The organism is Pseudomonas sp. ADPe, from assembly GCF_014843515.1.
Lineage (GTDB): Bacteria > Pseudomonadota > Gammaproteobacteria > Pseudomonadales > Pseudomonadaceae > Pseudomonas > Pseudomonas citronellolis.
Map to the genome: position 1 here is coordinate 228,959 of NZ_CP062122.1, position 21,771 is coordinate 250,729.

19 protein-coding genes and 1 pseudogene are annotated in these 21,771 nt (G+C 67.0%); 15 read left to right on the top strand and 5 right to left on the bottom strand.

All coding sequences use genetic code 11. From position 1 onward, the window contains the following. Window positions 1-2 precede the first annotated feature (2 nt). The 10 genes from nuoE (at window position 3) to nuoN (ending at window position 11,949) form a co-directional block, all read left to right on the top strand. Window positions 3-497, top strand: a complete 495-nt coding sequence (nuoE, locus tag IG194_RS00970) for an NADH-quinone oxidoreductase subunit NuoE (RefSeq protein ID WP_009623260.1) — start codon at window positions 3-5, stop codon at window positions 495-497. Beyond that, entirely contained in the window at window positions 494-1,843 is a 1,350-nt protein-coding gene (gene nuoF / locus IG194_RS00975) for an NADH-quinone oxidoreductase subunit NuoF (protein ID WP_043318276.1), read from the top strand. Before nuoE ends, nuoF begins: the two co-directional genes overlap by 4 nt. Before the next feature lie 129 nt (window positions 1,844-1,972). Beyond that, window positions 1,973-4,687, top strand: coding sequence for an NADH-quinone oxidoreductase subunit NuoG (gene nuoG / locus IG194_RS00980; protein WP_058490159.1), 2,715 nt, complete (start codon window positions 1,973-1,975; stop codon window positions 4,685-4,687). A gap of 11 nt (window positions 4,688-4,698) precedes the next feature. Continuing rightward, on the top strand, window positions 4,699-5,691 hold the full coding sequence (gene nuoH / locus IG194_RS00985; RefSeq protein ID WP_024128655.1) for an NADH-quinone oxidoreductase subunit NuoH: 993 nt from the start codon (window positions 4,699-4,701) through the stop codon (window positions 5,689-5,691). An 11-nt stretch (window positions 5,692-5,702) separates the two neighbouring features. Continuing rightward, entirely contained in the window at window positions 5,703-6,251 is a 549-nt protein-coding gene (gene nuoI / locus IG194_RS00990) for an NADH-quinone oxidoreductase subunit NuoI (RefSeq protein ID WP_009623268.1), read from the top strand. 11 nt (window positions 6,252-6,262) lie between these two features. Continuing rightward, on the top strand, window positions 6,263-6,763 hold the full coding sequence (gene nuoJ / locus IG194_RS00995; protein ID WP_043318272.1) for an NADH-quinone oxidoreductase subunit J: 501 nt from the start codon (window positions 6,263-6,265) through the stop codon (window positions 6,761-6,763). Between the two features lie 4 nt (window positions 6,764-6,767). Continuing rightward, window positions 6,768-7,076, top strand: a complete 309-nt coding sequence (gene nuoK, locus IG194_RS01000; RefSeq protein ID WP_009623272.1) for an NADH-quinone oxidoreductase subunit NuoK — start codon at window positions 6,768-6,770, stop codon at window positions 7,074-7,076. Further along, a complete protein-coding gene (gene nuoL / locus IG194_RS01005; protein ID WP_058490160.1) occupies window positions 7,073-8,917 on the top strand; it encodes an NADH-quinone oxidoreductase subunit L in 1,845 nt (614 codons plus the stop codon). The genes nuoK and nuoL overlap by 4 nt, the downstream gene beginning before the upstream one ends. A 28-nt stretch (window positions 8,918-8,945) precedes the next feature. Then, window positions 8,946-10,475: an NADH-quinone oxidoreductase subunit M gene (gene nuoM / locus IG194_RS01010; protein ID WP_009623276.1), complete on the top strand. Its 1,530-nt coding sequence runs from the start codon at window positions 8,946-8,948 to the stop codon at window positions 10,473-10,475. A gap of 7 nt (window positions 10,476-10,482) precedes the next feature. Continuing rightward, the gene (gene nuoN, locus IG194_RS01015; RefSeq protein ID WP_058490161.1) at window positions 10,483-11,949 is read left to right on the top strand and encodes an NADH-quinone oxidoreductase subunit NuoN; all 1,467 of its coding nucleotides are present in this window, start codon (window positions 10,483-10,485) and stop codon (window positions 11,947-11,949) included. A gap of 220 nt (window positions 11,950-12,169) precedes the next feature. Here nuoN and IG194_RS01020 read toward each other — a convergent pair whose 3' ends face one another. After that, window positions 12,170-13,234 carry an AI-2E family transporter gene (locus tag IG194_RS01020; protein WP_009623280.1) on the bottom strand — a complete coding sequence of 355 codons (1,065 nt, stop codon included), beginning with the start codon at window positions 13,232-13,234 and terminating at the stop codon, window positions 12,170-12,172. 515 nt (window positions 13,235-13,749) lie between these two features. Here IG194_RS01020 and IG194_RS33220 point away from each other — a divergent pair. Both IG194_RS33220 and IG194_RS33225 read left to right on the top strand, forming a co-directional pair. After that, a pseudogene (locus IG194_RS33220) lies at window positions 13,750-14,703 on the top strand (HAMP domain-containing protein); the annotation flags it as partial. 102 nt (window positions 14,704-14,805) lie between these two features. Further along, window positions 14,806-15,561 carry a methyl-accepting chemotaxis protein gene (locus tag IG194_RS33225; protein ID WP_370686620.1) on the top strand — a complete coding sequence of 252 codons (756 nt, stop codon included), beginning with the start codon at window positions 14,806-14,808 and terminating at the stop codon, window positions 15,559-15,561. 209 nt (window positions 15,562-15,770) lie between these two features. Here the strand turns inward: IG194_RS33225 and thrH are convergent, their stop codons facing one another. Further along, complete coding sequence (gene thrH / locus IG194_RS01030; RefSeq protein ID WP_058490163.1) at window positions 15,771-16,388, bottom strand: bifunctional phosphoserine phosphatase/homoserine phosphotransferase ThrH; 618 nt, start codon at window positions 16,386-16,388, stop codon at window positions 15,771-15,773. A gap of 187 nt (window positions 16,389-16,575) precedes the next feature. On the opposite strand from thrH, the gene IG194_RS01035 reads away from it, so the two are divergent. The 3 genes from IG194_RS01035 to IG194_RS01045 all read left to right on the top strand — a co-directional run bounded on the left by IG194_RS01035 (window position 16,576) and on the right by IG194_RS01045 (window position 18,441). Beyond that, window positions 16,576-17,310, top strand: coding sequence for a phosphoadenylyl-sulfate reductase (locus IG194_RS01035; protein ID WP_009623286.1), 735 nt, complete (start codon window positions 16,576-16,578; stop codon window positions 17,308-17,310). Between the two features lie 77 nt (window positions 17,311-17,387). Next, complete coding sequence (locus IG194_RS01040; protein ID WP_009623287.1) at window positions 17,388-17,732, top strand: hypothetical protein; 345 nt, start codon at window positions 17,388-17,390, stop codon at window positions 17,730-17,732. Between the two features lie 79 nt (window positions 17,733-17,811). Continuing rightward, complete coding sequence (locus tag IG194_RS01045) at window positions 17,812-18,441, top strand: phosphatase PAP2 family protein (RefSeq protein WP_058490164.1); 630 nt, start codon at window positions 17,812-17,814, stop codon at window positions 18,439-18,441. Between the two features lie 681 nt (window positions 18,442-19,122). On the opposite strand, the gene cysB is transcribed toward IG194_RS01045, so the two are convergent. From cysB to IG194_RS01060, 3 genes are all read right to left on the bottom strand, one after another. Continuing rightward, window positions 19,123-20,097, bottom strand: coding sequence for an HTH-type transcriptional regulator CysB (cysB, locus tag IG194_RS01050; protein ID WP_009623289.1), 975 nt, complete (start codon window positions 20,095-20,097; stop codon window positions 19,123-19,125). A gap of 196 nt (window positions 20,098-20,293) precedes the next feature. Further along, entirely contained in the window at window positions 20,294-20,782 is a 489-nt protein-coding gene (locus IG194_RS01055; RefSeq protein ID WP_009623290.1) for a universal stress protein, read from the bottom strand. A gap of 64 nt (window positions 20,783-20,846) precedes the next feature. After that, entirely contained in the window at window positions 20,847-21,758 is a 912-nt protein-coding gene (locus IG194_RS01060; RefSeq protein WP_043272087.1) for a 5'-nucleotidase, read from the bottom strand. Between the last annotated feature and the right edge of the window lie 13 nt (window positions 21,759-21,771).

The window sequence follows — 21,771 nt, forward strand, 5'->3', positions numbered from 1 at the left end:
TCATGAGCACCATCATCCAGACTGACCGTTTCGCCCTGAGCGAAACCGAGCGCTCGGCCATCGAGCACGAACTGCACCACTACGAGGACTCCCGCGCGGCGTCCATCGAAGCCCTGAAGATCGTCCAGAAGGAGCGCGGCTGGGTGCCGGACGGCGCCATCGGCGCAATTGCCGAGATCCTCGGCATCCCCGACAGCGACGTCGAGGGCGTGGCCACCTTCTATAGCCAGATCTTCCGCCAGCCGGTAGGCCGCCACATCATCCGCGTGTGCGACAGCATGGTCTGCTACATCGGCGGCCACGAGTCGGTGGTCGGCGAGATCCAGAAGCAGCTCGGCATCGGCCTCGGCCAGACCACCGCCGACGGCCGCTTCACCCTGCTGCCGGTGTGCTGCCTGGGCAACTGCGACAAGGCCCCGGCGCTGATGATCGACGACGATACCCACGGCAATCTCGAGCCGTCGGCGGTCGCCAAACTGCTGGAGGCCTACGCATGACGCTCCTCACCTCCTACGGCACCCCCAACCGCACCGCGCGCGCCGCGGAAACCCACCCGCTGACCTGGCGCCTGCGCGACGACGGCGCCCCGGTATGGCTGGAGGAATACCAGGCGAAGAACGGCTACGCCGCCGCGCGCAAGGCGCTGGCCGAAATGGCTGCCGACGACATCGTCCAGACCGTCAAGGACTCCGGCCTCAAGGGCCGCGGCGGCGCGGGCTTCCCCACCGGCGTGAAATGGGGCCTGATGCCCAAGGACGAATCCCTCGACATCCGTTACCTGCTGTGCAACGCGGACGAGATGGAGCCCAACACCTGGAAGGACCGCATGCTCATGGAGCAGCTGCCGCACCTGCTGGTGGAAGGCATGCTGATCTCCGCGCGGGCACTGAAGGCCTACCGCGGCTACATCTTCCTGCGCGGCGAATACGTCGACGCGGCGCGCAACCTCAACCGCGCCATCGACGAAGCCAAGGCCGCCGGACTGCTGGGCAAGAACATCCTCGGCAGCGGCTTCGACTTCGAGCTGTTCGTCCACACCGGCGCCGGCCGCTACATCTGCGGTGAAGAAACCGCGCTGATCAACTCGCTGGAAGGCCGCCGCGCCAACCCGCGCTCCAAGCCGCCCTTCCCCGCCGCCGTCGGCGTCTGGGGCAAGCCGACCTGCGTCAACAACGTCGAGACCCTGTGCAACGTGCCGGCGATCGTCGAGAACGGCGTCGACTGGTACAAGGGCCTGGCGCGCCCGGGCAGCGAAGACATGGGCACCAAGCTCATGGGCTTCTCCGGCAAGGTGCAGAACCCCGGCATCTGGGAACTGCCCTTCGGCATCCCGGTGCGCGAGGTCTTCGAGGACTACGCCGGCGGCATGCGCGAGGGCTACAAGCTCAAGGCCTGGCAGCCCGGCGGCGCCGGCACCGGTTTCCTGCTCCCCGAGCACATGGACGCCCTGTTCTACGCCGGCGGCATCGCCAAGGTCGGTACCCGCATGGGCACCGGCCTGGCCATGGCGGTGGACGACAGCATCAACATGGTCTCGCTGCTGCGCAACATGGAAGAGTTCTTCGCCCGCGAGTCTTGCGGCTGGTGCACTCCGTGCCGCGACGGCCTGCCGTGGAGCGTGAAGCTCCTGCGCGCGCTGGAGCGCGGCGAAGGCCAGCCCGGCGACCTCGAGACCCTCGAGCAGCTGGTCAACTTCCTCGGCCCAGGCAAGACCTTCTGCGCCCACGCACCGGGCGCCGTCGAACCGCTGGGCAGTGCCTTGAAATATTTCCGTCCCGAGTTCGAAGCGGGCGTCTCCCGCCAGGCTCAGGCCGCGCCGCAACCGCAACGCGTCGGCGCGTAAAGCTTTGGATGCCGGGCCCGCGGGCCCGGCGATGTTCCGTCGTAGCGCCGCGGCATGCCGCCGGCCCGACGGAGCCGTGATTTCCCTTAGCCAAGCCCGCTGACAACGGGCCAACGAAGAACTTGAACCATGGCCACTATCCACGTAGACGGCAAGACGTTAGAAGTCGATGGGGCGGACAACCTGTTGCAGGCCTGCCTGTCCCTCGGACTCGACATCCCCTACTTCTGCTGGCACCCGGCGCTCGGTAGCGTCGGCGCCTGCCGCCAGTGCGCGGTCAAGCAGTACACCGACGAGAACGACAAGCGTGGTCGCCTCGTCATGTCCTGCATGACCCCCGCCACCGACAACACCTGGATCTCCATCGAGGACGAAGAGGCCAAGGCCTTCCGCGAAAGCGTCGTCGAATGGCTGATGACCAACCACCCGCACGACTGCCCGGTGTGCGAGGAAGGCGGTCACTGCCACCTGCAGGACATGACGGTGATGACCGGCCACAACAAGCGCCGGTACCGCTTCACCAAGCGCACCCACCAGAACCAGGAGCTCGGCCCGTTCATTGCCCACGAGATGAACCGCTGCATCGCCTGCTACCGCTGCGTGCGCTACTACAAGGACTACGCCGGCGGCACCGACCTGGGCGTCTACGGCGCGCACGACAACGTGTACTTCGGCCGCATCGAGGACGGCGTGCTGGAGAGCGAGTTCTCCGGCAACCTGACCGAGGTCTGCCCGACCGGCGTGTTCACCGACAAGACCCACTCCGAGCGCTACAACCGCAAGTGGGACATGCAGTTCGCCCCGAGCATCTGCCATGGCTGCTCCAGCGGCTGCAACATCAGCCCCGGCGAGCGCTACGGCGAGATCCGCCGCATCGAGAACCGCTACAACGGCTCGGTGAACCACTACTTCCTCTGCGACCGCGGCCGCTTCGGCTACGGCTACGTCAACCGCGAGGACCGTCCGCGCCAGCCGATGCTGATGCTCAGCAAGCAGAAGCTGAGCCTGGATGGCGCCCTCGACCAGGCCGCCGCCCTGCTCAAGGGCCGCAAGGTGATCGGCATCGGTTCGCCGCGCGCCAGCCTGGAAAGCAACTACGCGCTGTCCGAGCTGGTCGGCGCCGGCAACTTCTACAGCGGCATCGCCGCCGACGAGCTGCAGCGCCTGCGCCTGGTGCTCAAGGTGATGCAGGAAGGCCCGCTGCCCTCCCCCACCCTCCGCGACATGGAAGACCATGACGCGGTCTTCGTGCTCGGCGAAGACCTGACCCAGACCGCCGCCCGCATCGCCCTGGCCCTGCGCCAGTCGGTGAAGGGCAAGGGCGAGGACATGGCCGCCGCGATGAAGATCCAGCCGTGGCTCGACGCCGCGGTGAAGACCATCGCCCAGCACGAGAAGAACCCACTGTTCATCGCCAGCCTGGCCGAGACGCGCCTGGACGACGTCGCCGCCGAGTGCGTGCACGCCGCCCCCGAGGACCTGGCCCGCCTGGGCTTCGCCGTGGCCCACGCGATCGACCCGAGCGCCCCGGCCGTGGCCGGTCTGGAACCGGAAGCGCAAGCCCTGGCCCAGCGCATCGCCGACGCCCTGGTGGCCGCCAAGCGCCCGCTGGTGGTTTCCGGCGTTTCGCTGCGCAGCAACGCCCTGATCGAAGCCGCGGCGAACATCGCCAGCGCGCTGAAGCAGCGCGAGAAGAACGGCTCGCTGAGCCTGGTGGTTCCCGAGGCCAACAGCCTGGGCCTCACCCTGTTCGGCGGCGAGTCCGTCGAAGCCGCGCTGGAGCAACTGACATCCGGCGCCGCCGACGCCGTGGTGGTGCTGGAGAACGACCTGTACCGCCGCGCCGAAGCCGCCCAGGTCGACGCCGCCCTGGCCGCCGCCAAGCTGGTGATCGTCGCCGACCACCAGAGCACCGCGACCAGCGCCAAGGCGCACATCGTCCTGCCGGCCGCCAGCTTCGCCGAAGGCGACGGCACCCTGGTCAGCCAGGAAGGCCGCGCCCAGCGCTTCTTCCAGGTCTTCGACCCGACCTACTACAACGCCGACAACCTGGTCCGCGAAGGCTGGCGCTGGCTGCACGCCCTGCACAGCACCCTCGAGGGCAAGCGCGTCGACTGGACGCAGCTGGACCACGTGATCGACGCCGTGGTCGCCGCCAAGCCGCAACTGGCCGGCATCCGCGACGCCGCGCCGAACGCCGCGTTCCGCATCAAGGGCCTGAAGCTGGCGCGCGAACCGCACCGCTACTCCGGCCGCACCGCCATGCGCGCCAACATCAACGTCAGCGAGCCCCGCGCCCCGCAGGACATCGACAGCGCCTTCGCCTTCTCCATGGAAGGCTATTCCGGCAGCGCCGAGCCGCGTCAGCAGATTCCCTTCGCCTGGTCCCCGGGCTGGAACTCGCCGCAGGCCTGGAACAAGTTCCAGGACGAGGTCGGCGGCCACCTGCGCGCCGGCGACCCGGGCGTGCGCCTGATCGAGGCCAAGGGCGAGGCCCTGTGGTTCAGCGACGTGCCGGCACCGTTCCACACCCCGGCCAGCCAGTTCAAGGTGGTGCCCTTCTACCACCTGTTCGGCAGCGAGGAGAACAGCGCCCGCGCCAAGCCGGTGCAGGAGCGCATCCCGGAAACCTACGTGGCCCTGGGCCGCGAGGAAGCCGAGCGCCTGGGCCTGGCCGAAGGCAAGCTGCTGCACCTGAGCGTCAAGGGCCACGAGCTGCGCCTGCCGCTGCGCATCAGCGAAGAGCTGGGCGCGGGCCTGGTCGCCCTGCCGGCCGGCCTGGCCGGCATCCCCGCCGGTGTCTTCGGCGGTGTCGCTGAAGGTCTGCAGGAGGCTGCCCAATGAGTTTGATGAGCATGAGCTGGCTGACACCCGCCATCGTCGACATCATCGTCGAGGTCATCAAGGCCATCGTCATCCTGCTCGCCGTGGTCGTCTGCGGCGCGCTGCTGAGCTGGGTCGAGCGTCGCCTGCTGGGCCTCTGGCAGGACCGCTACGGTCCCAACCGGGTCGGCCCGTTCGGCGCCTTCCAGCTCGGCGCGGACATGATCAAGATGTTCTTCAAGGAAGACTGGACGCCGCCGTTCGCCGACAAGATGATCTTCACCCTCGCCCCGGTCATCGCCATGGGCGCGCTGCTGATCGCCTTCGTCATCATCCCGATCAGCCCCAGCTGGGGCGTGGCGGACCTGAACATCGGCATCCTGTTCTTCTTCGCCATGGCCGGCCTGACCGTGTACGCGGTGCTCTTCGCCGGCTGGTCGAGCAACAACAAGTTCGCCCTGCTCGGCAGCCTGCGCGCCTCGGCCCAGACCATCTCCTACGAGGTGTTCCTGGCCCTGTCGCTGATGGGCATCGTGGCCCAGGTCGGCTCGTTCAACATGCGCGACATCGTCGACTACCAGGCCCAGCACCTGTGGTTCATCATTCCGCAGTTCTTCGGCTTCTGCACCTTCATCATCGCCGGCGTCGCCGTGACCCACCGTCACCCGTTCGACCAGCCGGAAGCGGAGCAGGAACTGGCCGACGGCTACCACATCGAGTACGCCGGGATGAAATGGGGCATGTTCTTCGTCGGCGAATACATCGGCATCGTGCTGATCTCGGCGCTGCTGGTGACGCTGTTCTTCGGTGGCTGGCACGGCCCGTTTGGCCTGCTGCCGCAGATCCCGTTCATCTGGTTCGCCCTGAAGACCAGCTTCTTCATCATGCTGTTCATCCTGATCCGCGCCTCGCTGCCGCGTCCGCGCTATGACCAGGTGATGGCCTTCAGCTGGAAGTTCTGCCTTCCGCTGACCCTGATCAACCTGCTGGTGACCGGCGCCTGCGTGCTGGCCGCGGCCCAGTAAGGAGAACCACCATGATCAAAGAAATCCTGCACATCGTGCATGGCACCTACACCCAGCTGCGCAGCCTGGTGATGATCTTCGGCCATGCCTTCCGCAAGCGCGACACCCTGCAGTACCCGGAAGAGCAGGTCTACCTGCCGCCGCGTTACCGCGGCCGCATCGTCCTCACCCGCGACCCCGACGGCGAGGAACGCTGCGTGGCCTGCAACCTGTGCGCCGTGGCCTGCCCGGTCGGCTGCATCTCGCTGCAGAAGGCCGAGACCGACGACGGCCGCTGGTACCCCGAGTTCTTCCGCATCAACTTCTCCCGCTGCATCTTCTGCGGCCTGTGCGAGGAAGCCTGCCCGACCACCGCGATCCAGCTGACCCCGGATTTCGAGATGGGCGAGTTCAAGCGCCAGGACCTGGTGTACGAGAAGGAAGACCTGCTGATCTCCGGCCCCGGCAAGAACCCGGACTACAACTTCTACCGCGTCGCCGGCATGGCCATCGCCGGCAAGCCCAAGGGCAGCGCGCAGAACGAGGCCGAACCGATCAACGTCAAAAGCCTGCTGCCGTAAGGAGACGTCGCGTGGAATTCGCTTTCTACTTCGCCGCCGGCGTCGCCGTGCTGGCAACCCTGCGGGTCATCACCAACAGCAACCCGGTGCATGCCCTGCTCTACCTCATCGTTTCGCTGCTCGCCGTGTCGATGACCTTCTTCAGCCTCGGCGCCCCGTTCGCCGGCGCCCTGGAGATCATCGTCTACGCCGGCGCGATCATGGTGCTGTTCGTCTTCGTGGTGATGATGCTCAACCTGGGCCCGGCGATCGCCGAGCAGGAGCGCAAGTGGCTCAAGCCCGGGGTCTGGATCGGCCCGGGCGTGCTTTCCGCCGTCCTGCTCGTCGAACTGCTGCTGGTGCTGTCGCGCAACCCCAGCGGCGCCGGCATCGGCCACACCACCGTGGACGCCAAGGCCGTGGGCATCGCCCTGTTCGGCCCCTACCTGCTGGTCGTCGAACTGGCCTCGATGCTGCTGCTGGCGGCACTGGTCGCCGCCTACCACCTCGGCCGCCACGACGCGAAGGAATAACACCATGAATGCAATCCCCCTGGAACACGGGCTGGCACTCTCCGGCGTGCTGTTCTGTCTCGGGCTGGCCGGCCTGATGGTCCGGCGCAACATCCTGTTCGTACTCATGAGCCTGGAAGTGATGATGAACGCCGCCGCGCTGGCCTTCGTGGTCGCCGGCAGCCGCTGGGCGCAGCCCGACGGCCAGGTGATGTTCATCCTGGTGCTCAGCCTGGCCGCGGCCGAGGCGAGCATCGGTCTGGCGATCCTGCTGCAACTGTATCGCCGCTTCCATACCCTCGATGTCGACGCTGCCAGCGAGATGCGCGGATGAACCTGCTGCCCCTCACCTTCCTGTTCCCCCTGGTCGGCTTCCTGCTGCTGTCTTTCTCCCGCGGCAAGTGGTCGGAAAATCTCTCCGCGCTGGTCGGCGTCGGCTCGGTCGGCCTGGCCGCGCTGTCCGCCTTCTGGGCGATCTGGAGCTTCCACAGCGCCCCGCCGGAAGGCGGCGCCTACACCCTGGTCCTGTGGCAGTGGATGAACGTCGACGGCTTCGCGCCGAACTTCGCCCTGTACCTGGACGGCCTGTCGGTCACCATGCTCGGCGTGGTCACCGGCGTCGGCTTCCTGATCCACCTGTTCGCCAGCTGGTACATGCGCGGTGAAGCCGGCTACTCGCGCTTCTTCGCCTACACCAACCTGTTCATCGCCAGCATGCTGTTCCTGGTGCTGGGCGACAACCTGCTGTTCCTGTACTTCGGCTGGGAAGGCGTGGGCCTGTGCTCCTACCTGCTGATCGGCTTCTACTACAGCCACGTACCGAACGGCAACGCGGCGCTCAAGGCCTTCATCGTCACCCGCGTGGGCGACGTGTTCATGGCCTTCGGCCTGTTCATCCTGTTCCAGCAGCTGGGCACCCTGAACATCCAGGAACTGCTGGTGCTGGCCCCGCAGCACTTCGCCCAAGGCGACCTGTGGGTGAGCCTGGCGGCCCTGGCGCTGCTCGGCGGCGCGGTCGGCAAGTCGGCCCAGCTGCCGCTGCAGACCTGGCTGGCGGATGCGATGGCCGGCCCGACCCCGGTTTCGGCGCTGATCCACGCGGCGACCATGGTCACCGCGGGCGTCTACCTGATCGCCCGCTGCCACGGCATCTTCACCCTGGCGCCCAACGTGCTGGAACTGGTCGGCGTGGTCGGCGCGGTCACCCTGGTCCTGGCCGGCTTCGCCGCCCTGGTGCAGACCGACATCAAGCGCATCCTCGCCTACTCGACCATGAGCCAGATCGGCTACATGTTCCTGGCCCTGGGCGTCGGCGCCTGGGACGCGGCGATCTTCCACCTGATGACCCACGCGTTCTTCAAGGCCCTGCTGTTCCTCGCCTCCGGTGCTGTGATCGTCGCCTGCCACCACGAGCAGAACATCTTCAAGATGGGCGGCCTGTGGAAGAAGCTGCCGCTGGCCTACGCCAGCTTCATCGTCGGTGGTTCGGCCCTGGCCGCCCTGCCGCTGGTCACCGCCGGCTTCTACTCCAAGGACGAGATCCTCTGGGAAGCCTTCGCCAGCGGTCACCAGAACCTGCTGATCGCTGGCCTGGTGGGTGCCTTCCTGACCTCGATCTACACCTTCCGCCTGATCTTCATCGCCTTCCACGGCGAGCAGAAGACCGAGGCCCACGCCGGCCATGGCATCAGCCACTGGCTGCCGCTGTCGGTGCTGATCGTGCTGTCGACCTTCATCGGCGCGCTGATCACCCCGCCGCTGCACGGCGTGCTGCCGGAAAGCGTCGGCCATGCCGGCGGCGAAGCCCAGCACAGCCTGGAAATCGCCTCGGGCGCCATCGCCCTGGCCGGTATCCTGCTGGCCGGCCTGCTGTTCCTCGGCAAGCGCCGCTTCGTCAGCGCCCTGGCCAAGAGCGCGCCGGGCCGCTTCTTCGGCACCTGGTGGTACCACGCCTGGGGCTTCGACTGGCTGTACGACAAGCTGTTCGTGAAACCCTACCTGCTGCTCTGCCGCCTGCTCGGCCGCGACCCCATCGACCAGACCCTGGTCCTGGTGCCGCTGTCCGCCCGCGGTGGGCACACCCTTCTGAGCCTGACCGAGAACGGCCGCCTGCGCTGGTACGCCGCTTCCCTGGTCGGCGGCGCGGTGCTGCTGCTCGCGCTGCTACTGGCCTAACGCATTCACGAAAGAGATCGAGCCCGTCATGATTCTGCCCTGGCTAATCCTGATCCCCTTCATCGGCGGCTTCCTCTGCTGGATCGCCGAGTACACCAGCAAGACCCTGCCCCGCTGGGTCGCGCTGGGTTCCATGACCCTGACCCTGGCGCTGAGCCTGTGGCTGTGGCACACCGGCGACTTCCACCTGGCGCCCGCGCCGGGTGGCGAGCCGCAGTGGACCGCCGAATTCAAGCTGCAATGGATCGAGCGCTTCGGCATCAGCGTGCACCTGGCCATCGACGGCCTGTCGCTGCTGATGGTCGCCCTCACCGGCCTGCTCGGCGTGCTGTCCGTGCTCTGCTCGTGGAACGAGATCCAGCGCCGCATCGGCTTCTTCCACCTGAACCTGCTGTGGATCCTCGGCGGCGTGATCGGCGTGTTCCTCGCCGTCGACCTGTTCCTGTTCTTCTTCTTCTGGGAAATGATGCTGGTGCCGATGTACTTCCTCATCGCGCTCTGGGGCCATAGCTCGGACGACGGCAAGAAGACGCGCATCTACGCCGCCACCAAGTTCTTCATCTTCACCCAGGCCAGCGGCCTGGTGATGCTGGTGGCGATCCTCGGCCTGGTGTTCGTGCACTACAACAGCACCGGCGTGCTGACCTTCAACTACGCCGACCTGCTGAAGACGCAGATGAGCGAGCACGTCGAGTGGCTGCTGATGCTCGGCTTCTTCGTCGCCTTCGCGGTGAAGATGCCGGTGGTGCCGGTGCACTCCTGGCTGCCGGACGCCCACGCCCAGGCGCCCACCGCCGGTTCCGTGGACCTGGCCGGCATCCTGCTGAAGACCGCCGCCTACGGCCTGATCCGCTTCGCCCTGCCGCTGTTCCCCAACGCCTCGGCGGAGTTCGCGCCCATCGCCATGACCCTGGGCCTGATCGGCATCTTCTACGGCGCCCTGCTGTCCTTCGCGCAGACAGACATCAAGCGCCTGGTGGCCTTCTCCAGCGTGTCGCACATGGGCTTCGTGATGATCGGCATCTACTCCGGCAGCCCGCAGGCGCTGCAGGGCGTGGTGATCCAGATGATCGCCCACGGCCTGTCCGCCGCCGCGCTGTTCATCCTCTGCGGCCAGCTCTACGAGCGCCTGCACACCCGCGACATGCGCAAGATGGGCGGCCTGTGGTCGCGCATCCCGTACCTGCCGGCCGTGGCCCTGTTCTTCGCGACCGCGTCCCTGGGCCTGCCGGGCACCGGCAACTTCGTCGGCGAGTTCCTGATCCTGCTGGGCGCCTTCAAGACCGTGCCGGTGGTCATCGTCATCGCCACCTTCGGCCTGGTGTTCGCCTCGATCTACTCGCTGATCATGATCCACCGCGCCTACTTCGGCCCGGCGAAGGCGGATACGCCGATCGCCGGCCTGAACGCCCGCGAGCTGAGCATGGTCCTGGGCCTGGCGGTCCTGCTGATCATCCTCGGCATCTACCCGCAGCCGGTTCTCGATACCTCCGCCGCCACCATGCACGGTGTCCAGCAGTGGTTCGATTCCGCCCTTTCCACCCTTGCCGCACGGTAGTCGCGAAATGACCTTCACGATCCAACACTTCATCGCGCTCCTGCCGCTGCTCATCACCAGCGCCACTCTGGTGGTGGTGATGCTGGCGGTCGCCTGGAAACGCAACCACCGGCTGATCGCCACCCTCTCGATGATCGGCCTCAACCTGGCGCTGCTGTCGATCCTCTGGGCGATCAAGGCGACCCCCATCGCCGTCACCCCGCTGCTGCTGATCGACAACTTCGCGTTGTTCTACTCGGCGCTGATCCTGATCGCCGCCCTCGCCTGCTCGACCCTCGCCCATGCCTACATGGAGAGCTACCCGGGCAACCGCGAGGAGCTCTACCTGCTCCTGCTGCTGGCCACCGCCGGCGGCCTGGTGCTGGTGGCGGCGCAGAACCTGGCCGGCCTGTTCATCGGCCTGGAACTGCTCTCGGTACCGGTCTACGGCATGGTGGCCTACGCCTTCTTCAACAAGCGCAGCCTGGAAGCCGGCATCAAGTACACCGTGCTGTCCGCCGCGGGCTCGGCCTTCCTGCTGTTCGGCATGGCCATGCTCTACGCCGAAGCCGGCACCCTGGACTTCGCCGGCCTGGGCAGCGCCCTGGCCGAAGGCACCGTGCACAGCCCGCTGCTGACCATCGGCGTGGGCATGATGCTGGTGGGCCTGGGCTTCAAGCTGTCGCTGGCGCCCTTCCACCTGTGGACCCCGGACGTCTACGAAGGCGCCCCGGCCCCGGTGGCGGCGTTCCTCGCCACCGCCGCCAAGGTCGCCGTGTTCGCCGTGCTGCTGCGCCTGTTCCAGATCGCCCCGGCGGCCCTGCACAGCGGCGTGCTGCATGTCGCCCTGGCGGTCATCGCGGTCATCTCGATCCTGGTCGGCAACCTGCTGGCGCTGACCCAGAGCAACCTCAAGCGCCTGCTCGGCTACTCCTCCATCGCCCACCTGGGCTACCTGCTGATCGCCGTGGTGGCCAGCAACGGCCTGGCCGTGGAGACCGTCGGCGTCTACCTGACCACCTACGTGGTCACCACCCTGGGCGCCTTCGGCGTGGTCACCCTGATGTCCACCCCCTACGGCGGCCGCGACGCCGACGCGCTGTTCGAGTACCGCGGCCTGTTCTGGCGCCGTCCGGTGCTGACCGCAGTGATGACCGTGATGATGCTGTCCCTGGCCGGCATCCCGCTGACCGCCGGCTTCATCGGCAAGTTCTACGTCATCGCCAGCGGCGTCGAGTCGCACCTGTGGTGGCTGGTCGGCGCCCTGGTGCTGGGCAGCGCCATCGGCCTGTACTACTACCTGCGCGTCATGGTCACCCTGTTCCTGGTCGAGCCGAACATGAAGCGCCACGACGCCCCCCTGGACTGGGCCCAGCGCGCCGGCGGCATCATGCTGGTGGCCATCGCCCTGCTGGCCTTCTTCCTCGGCGTCTACCCGCAGCCGCTGCTGGACATCCTCCAGCACTCCGGCCTGGCGGTAGCCATCACCGGCTGATCGCAGGCAGCAAAGAAAAACCCCGCCTCGGCGGGGTTTTTTATTGCCTGCGAAACGCCGTGCTTCCTGGAACCGTAGGAGCAAGCATGGCTTTTCGTAGGATGGTGTTGAGCGAAGCGATACCCATCAGCGCAACCGCATGGGTTTCGCAAGCTCAACCCATCCTACGAAAAGCACCTCGGCGCAGACCGTTGCTCCTACGCAATCCTCAGGCCCTCCCCTACCCCGCCAAATCCTCGGTTTCCTCGCGGCCGGTGAACAGGTCCCAGCTGGCGATGAACAGCGCGGCGATCAGCGGGCCGATGACGAAGCCGTTGAGGCCGAACAGCGACATACCGCCCAGGGTAGAGATCAGCACCACGTAGTCGGGCATTTTGGTGTCCTTGCCCACCAGGATCGGGCGCAGGATGTTGTCCACCAGGCCGATCACCAGCACGCAGAAGAGGATCAGCACCACGCCCTGCCAGATCGCCCCGGTGAGCAGGAACCAGGCCGCCACCGGCACCCACACCAGGCCCGCGCCTATCGCCGGCAGCAGCGACAGGAAGGCCATCAGAGTGCCCCACAGCAGCGAACCCTGGATGCCGAGGAACCAGAAGATCAGCCCGCCCAGCGCGCCCTGGGTGGCGGCCACGGCGATGTTGCCCTTCACCGTGGCGCGCACCACGGTGGTGAACTTGGTGAACAGGTGCTGCTTGTGCTCGTGGTCCAGCGGCACCGCCTGCTTGATCCGCCGGCCCAGGGTGCGGCCGTCGCGCAGCAGGAAGAACAGCAGGTAGAGCATCACGCCGAAGCTGACGACGAAGTCGAAGGTGTTCTGGCCGATGCTGAAGGCCTTGGTGGCGACGAACTGGCTGGCCTGCATGGCGCCGCTGGAAAGCTTCTCCTGCAGGCTCGACAGGTCGCCCAGGTCGAAGCGTTCCAGCCACTGGTGGGCCCACGGCGGCAAGGCGGCGAAGGCCTGCTGCACCAGGCCGGCGAGGTTCAGCTGGCCGGACTTCAGGCTCTGGTAGAGGTTGGCGCCTTCCTGCACCAGCGAGCCGGCGATGAAGATCACCGGCAGGATCACGATGAGGATACAGGCGCTCAATGTGATCAGCGCCGCCAGGTTCCTGCGCCCACCCAGGCGCGCCTGCAGCCGGCGGTGCACCGGGGTGAAGATGATGGCCAGGATGGTGCCCCAGAACACCGCGCCGTAGAACGGCAGCAGCAGCCAGGCGAAGGCGATGCTGACCACCGCCAGCAGTATCAGGAACGTCCGGTTTTCCAGTTTCGAATCGAGCATGTGCAATCCCATCTGCCGAGAGTGGCCTGCACATTAGTCAGCAGATGGGTGGCGAAGTGCAACCCGGCGCGAGACTGGCGCCCCAGAAGCCCAGCCGACGGACGGTAGCAATGTCTGTAAAGAAAATCGCACAGCCGCCGATATTTCCGAACATCCCCAAGGTTCCCGCAGAGGACACCCCCATGCCCTTCCGTCGCCTCTCCATCCAGTGGAAGATCACCCTGCTCGCGGGCCTGTGCCTGCTCGGCGTGGTCTCGCTGCTCGCCGGCCTCTCGATCTTCCGCATGCAGCACAGCACCGCGCTGGTGAAGGAATCCAGCACGCACATGCTGGACGATGCCGCCGAAGCCCGCCTGCGCGCCCGTGGGGAAATCCAGGCGATGCGCATCCAGCGCTACTTCAGCGACGCCTACCGCTACGCACAGAGCTTCGCCCGCCAGGCCCTGGCCATGCGCCAGCTCGCCGCCCAGCGCGGCCTGGACACCCTGGCCCTGCGTGAGGAGCTGAACCGGCAGATGCGCGACGCGGTGGCGGCCAACCCCGAACTGCTCGGCCTGTACCTCGCCTTCGAGCCCGACGCCCTCGACGGCCATGACGCGCAGGCCGAAGGCCGCACGGAGATCGGCAGCAACGAAAAGGGACGCTTCTCGCAATACTGGGCGCAGGCCACCCCCGGCAAACTGGAAGCCGAGCCGATGGACGAGAAGATGCTCGCCGACACCAGCCCCGGCCCCAGCGGCGCGGCCTACAACGCCTGGTACACCTGCCCGAAGGCCGCCGGCAAGACCTGCGTGCTGGAGCCCTACGTCGACGAAGTGGGCAACCGCAAGATCCTCATGACCAGCATCGCCCTGCCCCTGCGGGTGGACGGCAAGCTGGTCGGCGTGCTGGGCGTGGACATCGCCCTCGACCGCCTGCAGGAAATCGCCCATGAAGGCAGCCAGGAACTCTACGAAGGCCAGAGCCGCGTCGCCATCGTCAGCCCCGCCGGCCTGCTCGCCGGCTACAGCGCCGACGCCGGCAAGCTCGGCAGGAAGCTGCAGGAGGTCTACCCCGCTCAGGGCGAGCAGCTGCTGCAACTGCTCGGCGCCGACCAGCACAAGGTCCTCGAACACGACAGCGAACTGCGCGCCCTGCAACCGCTGCGCCCGATCCCCGAGGCCGACGCCTGGGGCGTGCTCATCGACGTGCCGCTGCAGGCGCTGCAGGGCCCGGCGGTGAAACTGCAGCAGGAGCTGGACCAGCAACGCACCCAGGGCACCGTCGTCGAACTCGGCCTGGGCCTGCTCGCCGCCCTGCTCGGCCTGCTGCTGGTATGGCTGACCGCCCGCGGCGTGACGCGCCCGATCCTCGGCGTGGCCGGCATGCTGCGCGACATCGCCAGCGGCGAGGGCGACCTGACCCAGCGCCTGAAGTACCAGGGCCAGGACGAACTGGGCGAGCTGGCCGGCTGGTTCAACCGCTTCCTCGACAAGCTGCAGCCGATCATCCGCGACGTGAAAGCTTCGGTGCAGGACGCCCGCGCCACCGCCGACCAGTCCGCCGCGCTGTCGACCCAGACCAGCGCCGGCATGCAGCAGCAGTTCCGCGAGATCGAGCAGGTGGCCACCGCCTCCCAGGAAATGAGCGCCACCGCCCACGACGTGGCCAACAGCGCGGCCATGGCCGCCGACGCCGCCCGCGGGGCCGACGGCGCCACCCGCGACGGCCTGGCGGTAATCGACCAGACCACCCGCGCCATCGACGAACTGGCCCGCGACATGAGCCAGGCGATGACCCAGGTCGAGGGCCTGGCGGCCAGCAGCGAGCAGATCGGCTCGGTGCTGGAGGTGATCCGCGCCATCGCCGAGCAGACCAACCTGCTGGCCCTCAACGCCGCCATCGAAGCGGCCCGCGCCGGCGAGGCCGGACGCGGCTTCGCTGTGGTAGCCGACGAAGTACGCAACCTGGCCAAGCGCACCCAGGACTCGGTGGAGGAAATCCGCCAGGTGATCGAAGGCCTGCAGAACGGCACCCGCGAAGTGGTCCATGCCATGCACAGCAGCCACCAGCAGGCCCAGGGCAGCGTCAGCCAGGTCGAGCAGGCGGTGGCCGCGCTGCAGCGCATCGGCGAGGCGGTGGGGGTGATCAACGACATGAACCTGCAGATCGCCAGCGCCGCCGAGGAACAGAGCGCGGTGGCCGAGGAGATCAACCGCAACGTGGCGGGCATCCGCGACGTGACCGAATCGCTGTCCGGCCAGGCCCAGGAGTCGGCGCAGATCAGCCAGTCGCTGAACGACCTGGCGAATCACCAGCAGGGGTTGATGGGGCAATTCCGGGTGTGATCCATACACCTGTAGGATGGCGTTGAGCGAAGCGATACCCATCACCCCGCCCGCATGGGTTTCGCAAGCTCAACCCATCCTACGAAGAGCGCCTCGGCGCAGGTCGACAAGCCCGCCCGTGTTTTCCTGGAGCCCACAAAAAACGCCGTTGCCCATGACGGGAAACGGCGTTCTTTCTCGAACCCCGGGCCATCGCCGGCCCGCCGGTATTACAGACCGAGCTGGCGGTTCGACGCCTTGAGGAACTCCTGCTTCAGGTCTTCGTAGGTGTGCACCGCCGGGAACTGCGGGAACTCGCGGATGACGTTCTCCGGCGCATGGAACAGGATGCCGGCGTGGGCTTCGCTGAGCATGGTGGTGTCGTTGTACGAGTCGCCGGCGGCGATCACGCGGTAGTACAGGCTCTTCAGGGCGATCACCGACTGGCGCTTGGGGTCCTTCTGGCGCAGCTGGTAACCGACCACGCGGTCGGTCTCGTCGGTGACCAGCTTGTGGCACAGCAGGGTCGGGAAGCCCAGCTGGCGCATCAGCGGCTGGGAGAATTCGTAGAAGGTGTCGGAGAGGATCACCACCTGGAAGCGCTCGCGCAGCCAGTCGACGAACTCCACCGCGCCTTCCAGCGGCTTCAGGGTGGCGATCACTTCCTGGATGTCGGCCAGCTTCAGGCCGTGCTCGTCGAGGATGCGCAGGCGCTGCTGCATCAGCACGTCGTAGTCGGGGATATCGCGGGTAGTCGCCTTGAGCGCTTCGATACCGGTTTTTTCAGCGAAGGCGATCCAGATTTCCGGGACCAGTACCCCTTCCAGGTCGAGACAGGCGATTTCCACGAACGATTCCCCGCAGGTTTGGACAGAAGGCGGCACTCTAGCGGCTAGCCCGGGCCGGCGCAACGCGGCGCTTATACTCAAAGCACACAGTCGACCTTCCTGATGGTTATTTAGGGGCATATCCCTGCCTTTGTTAAGATCGGCAGCCTTATAGCGCACCGCGCAAGTACAAGTGGAAAACCGCCTGATGAGCCATCCGTTCGACGTCGCCGAAATCGCCGCGACCTATGCCAGCAAGTCCCCCCAGGACATCCTCAAGTTCGCCTTCGAGCACTTCGGCGACGACCTGTGGATCTCCTTCAGCGGCGCCGAGGACGTGGTGCTGCTGGACATGGCCTGGAAGATCAACAAGAACGTCAAGGTGTTCAGCCTGGACACCGGCCGCCTGCACCCGGAGACCTACCGCTTCATCGAGCAGGTGCGCGAGCACTACGGCATCGCCATCGAGGTCATGACCCCCGATCCGCGCCTGCTGGAGCCCTTCGTCAAGGAAAAGGGCCTGTTCAGCTTCTACAAGGACGGCCACGGCGAGTGCTGCGGCATCCGCAAGATCGAGCCGCTCAAGCGCAAGCTCGCCACCGTCAGCGCCTGGGCCACCGGCCAGCGCAAGGACCAGAGCCCCGGCACCCGCAGCCAGGTGGCGGTGGTCGAACTGGACGGCGCCTTCTCCACGGCGGAAAAGCCGCTGTACAAGTTCAACCCGCTGGCCAGCATGAGCAGCGAGGAAGTCTGGGCCTACATCCGCATGCTGGAGATCCCCTACAACAGCCTGCACGAGCGCGGCTTCATCAGCATCGGCTGCGAGCCCTGCACCCGCCCGGTGCTGCCCAACCAGCACGAGCGCGAAGGCCGCTGGTGGTGGGAGGAAGCCACCCAGAAGGAATGCGGCCTGCACGCCGGCAACCTGATCAGCAAGGGCTGAGCTCGTCGCCGACGGGTTTTCCGCCGGCGCCGCAGCGCTTAAGGTAGGCCCTGCCCCTACCGCAAGAGGAAAGCCCCATGCGCATCACCATGGTCAAGAAGGTCCTGGCCGACGGCGAGGACTGCGGCAAGTGCAAGGACGTGCAGCAACGCCTGGAGAAAGGCGGCTACCTGCCGCGCATCGACCGCGTGCTGGTGGCCGACGAACGCAACCCGGGCAGCGCCGGCTGGATGGTCGCCGCCCAGTACGGCGTGGACAGCGCGCCCTTCTTCGTGGTGCGCCACGACGACGGCCGCGAGCAGGTGTTCACCGTGTTCATGAGCTTCCTCCACGAGATTCTCGAAGGCCGCGGCCCGGCGCCGCAGGACTCGCCCGAGGCACTGGCCGAGCTGGCCCTGCGCAGCGACCTCGACCGACTCTGATCGCCCTTTCGTCCCAGCTTAATGCCGTCTTCAGGCTCCGACGCCTATAGTCCTGCGTGCCCTCTTACAAGAATCGACCATGCCCACCTTGCTCCCTACTCCCGGCCCCAACCTGCTGGAGGCGCTCGACCGCCAGGCGTTCCTCGCCATCAACGCCACCGCGCAGACGCCAGCCTGGCTGATCGACGCCGCGCGCTTCATCGCCACCGTGCCGCTCTACCTGTTGCCGCTGGCGTTGCTGTACCTGTGGTGCCGGGGTGACCACGGCCTGCGCGGCCGCCTGCTGCGCGCCCTGGGCGTGACCTCGCTGGCGCTGGGGCTCAGCCTGCTGATCGGCCTGCTCTGGCCGCACCCGCGCCCCTTCGCCATCGGCCTGGGCCACGCCTGGCTGGCCCACGCCGCCAACGCCTCCTTCCCCAGCGACCACCTGACCCTCTTCGCCGGCTGCGCTCTCAGCCTGCTGTTCGACGATGCCTGGCTGCTGGGTGCGTTGATCGGCGCCGTCGGCCTGGCGGTGGGCTACGCGAGGGTCTACCTGGGCATCCACTCCCCGCTGGACATGCTCGGCGCGCTGGCCGTGGCGGCGGTGAGCAACAGCCTGGTCTGGCTGCTCTGGCAGCGCCACGGCGGCACGTTGACCGCCCAGGCCGAGACGCTATACCGACGCGTTCTGGCGCCGGCAATCAGCCGGGGGTGGTTGCGTCACTGAATGCGCCTGGCGAGCGGCATGGTTTCGGTTGTGAACCTGGCCTCTCGCGCCTTCCTTAACCTCGTCATTCCTGCGGACGAGGGAACCCAGTGACGGGCGGTTCGCGAGCAAGCTCGCTCCTACGAAAAGCCAAACGCATTCGCTCTGGCTGCTCTTGAGACTTCCAGAGAAACATCCGCGCACTCCGAAACGCCCCTTCAGGAGGCCGAGCGAAACCCGCGCTCAGGAGGTCATGCGACATGGATGTCGCGAGAGCCCCGATGGGCTACAGGGACGTACCCTCGGGGCGGGCCTCCGTGGCGGGGGAATTCGCGAGGGTAGCCCGGCTCCATCGGGCCCGTATGTCGGGGCAAGCCTTTTTGGTTCCTTTTGTGGCGACTGACAAAAGGGACTCGCCCGAGGGGGCGAAACAAGACGGTCGGGCAAACTCGGAGCGGCGCAGAAACACCCAAGCCGAGGCAACTGGGTTATTCCCCCTTCGGGCCAGCGCAAGCGCTGTTCGCGATGGAGCCGCGTCCCGCGTTCGCGGGAATGATGAAGGTGGAGGATGACGCCGGACCAACAAGCCACTCAGGACAGCCCCCTCTCCCGCTTGCGGGAGAGGGTTGGGGAGAGGGCGCTCTTGAACCCAACACCTACCCCACCTAACCCCCGCCAATCCCCACCCGTTTCACACCTGCCTCAATAAACCGGCAGTTCGATCCCCTCGAACAGCTCGTCCAGCTCAGCCTTGTTGTGGCACTGCACCGCCTTGGCCAGCAACTCGCGAGTCAGGTGCGGAGCGAACTTCTCGATGAAGTCGCACATGAAGCCGCGCAGGAAGGTGCCGCGGCGGAAGCCGATCTTGGTCACGCTGGACTCGAACAGGTGGCTGGCGTCGAGCATCACCAGGTCGCTGTCCAGTTTCGGGTCCACCGCCATGTGCGCCACGATGCCCACGCCCAGGCCCAGGCGCACGTAGGTCTTGATCACGTCGGCATCGGCCGCGGTGAACACCACCTTGGGCACCAGGCCGCGCTGGTTGAAGGCCTCGTCCAGCTTGGAGCGGCCGGTGAAGCCGAACACGTAGGTGACGATCGGCTGCTCGGCGAGCAGTTCCAGGGTCAGCTTCGGCACCTTGGTCAGCGGGTGGCCCTGGGGCACGATCACGCAGCGGTTCCAGCGGTAGCAGGGCATCATGATCAGGTCGCCGAACAGCTCCAGGGCCTCGGTGGCGATGGCGAAGTCGACGGTGCCGTCGGCGGCCATCTCGGCGATCTGCATGGGCGTGCCCTGGTGCATGTGCAGGGAGACGTCCGGGTACTGCTTGATGAAGCCGCTGATCACGCTCGGCAGCGCGTAGCGCGCCTGGGTGTGGGTGGTGGCGATGGACAGGGTGCCCTTCTTCTCGTTGGAGAATTCCTGGGCGATCTGCTTGATGCTCTCGACCTTGCGCAGGATCTCGCCGGCGGTGTTGATGATGCGCTCGCCGGCCGGGGTGACGCGGGTCAGGTGCTTGCCGCTGCGGGCGAAGACTTCCACGCCCAGTTCGTCTTCCAGCAGGCGGATCTGCTTGCTGATGCCCGGCTGCGACGTGTACAGGCTCTGCGCGGTGGCGGAAACGTTGAGGTCGTGGTGCGCGACTTCCCAGATATAGCGCAGTTGCTGAAGCTTCATGGAGATTCCTCGAAATGGATGTCGCGGCCCGCGACCCGGGCTCTGCTTTTATAACCATATTAATGGTTTGAGGAATAAAGTTAGACGTTTTTTTCGAGCTTGCCTACTACGTCCCCTCTGGCAACATCCCGGCACCCCACGGACACCGGAAAAAGTGCGCGGCAGAGCGCCGCATCCGTTCGTCGCGCAGCCGCCTTCAGCTGCGGTGCTGCAGCATGGGCACCAGGTAGACCGGCACTTCCGCCAGCTGCACCACCCGTGCGGCGGTGCGCCCCAGGGGCGTGTTCATGCCCTCGCCATGGCTGTGGCTGCCGGCAACTATCAGGTCCACGGCCAGGCGCTGCGCCTCGTCGAGGATCACCTGCGGCGGGTCGCCCTGCAGCACGCGCACCGAACGGATCATGTCCGACTCCTCGTGCAGTTCGCCGAGTTCGTCGCGGAAGCCTTCCATCACCCGCCGCTCGATGTTGCCCATCACGGTGCTCAAACCGCTGCTGCGCAGCTCGGCGAGAGTGTCGGCATCCAGATAGGTCTGCAGCACGGAGTCGGCGAACAGCCCCATCGGCTCCACGGCGTGCACCACGTGGATCTCGGCGTCGTAGGCGCGGGCGAGGGACATGGCGTGCTGGAGGACGTACGGGGCGTAGAGACCAAGGTCGGTAGCGTAGAGAATCGATCGGATCATGCGGCCTCCTACTGCCTCGGCGGCGGGCCTCTGAGCAGAGTAGCAGCAAGCGGCCGAGGCCGCGCTAGCTGGCCGTCTGCGGCTCGTTGCTGACGCCGTGGGGCACGTGGCCGGTGGCGACCACCTCCCTGGCCCGCTCGCAATGCCCGGGCTGGTCGTCGAAGAACACGTCGGCGCTGAAGGCCTCGAGGAACGCCGACTTGTCCAGGCCGCCGAGGAACAGCGATTCGTCCAGGCGGATGTCCCATTCGCGCAGGGTGCGGATGACGCGCTCGTGGGCCGGCGCCGAGCGCGCGGTGACCAGCGCCGTGCGGATCGGGCAGGACTCCTGGGGGAAGGCCTGCTGCACGCGGTTCAGCGCCGCCAGGAAGGGCTTGAACGGGCCGCCGCCCAATGGCTCGCGGGCGGACGCCTGCTCGCGCGTCTGGAAGGCCTCCAGGCCGCCCTGCTGGAACACCCGCTCGGCCTCGTCGGAGAACAGCACGGCGTCGCCGTCGAAGGCGAAGCGCAGTTCGCCGGCGGTCTCGCGGCGGGCCCCGGCGGAGAGGATGGTGGCCGCGGCGAAGCCGTTCTCCAGGGCGCTGCGCACATCCTCGACGTGGGTGGAGAGGAACAGGTGGCAACCGAACGCCGCCAGGTAGGGATAAGGGCTGCGCCCGCCGACGAAGGCCGCGCGGGAGATGCCCAGGCCGTGCTGCTGGATGGAATTGAACACCCGCAGGCCGGTGTCGGCGCTGTTGCGCGAGACCAGCACCACTTCCACCAATTGCCGGCCGAGCATCTCGTTGAGCCCCAGCAGCTTCTGCACCAGGGCGAAGGCGTCGCCGGGCTGCAGCACCTCGTCCTCGTGGGCGATCTGGTACTGCCGGTAGGCCTCCACGCCTTCGGATTCGTAGATGCGGTGGCTCTCGTCCAAGTCGAACAGCGCCCGCGAGGAGATCGCCACCACCAGCTTGTCGCCCAGCCCCTTGCCCATTGCCCGTTCCCCC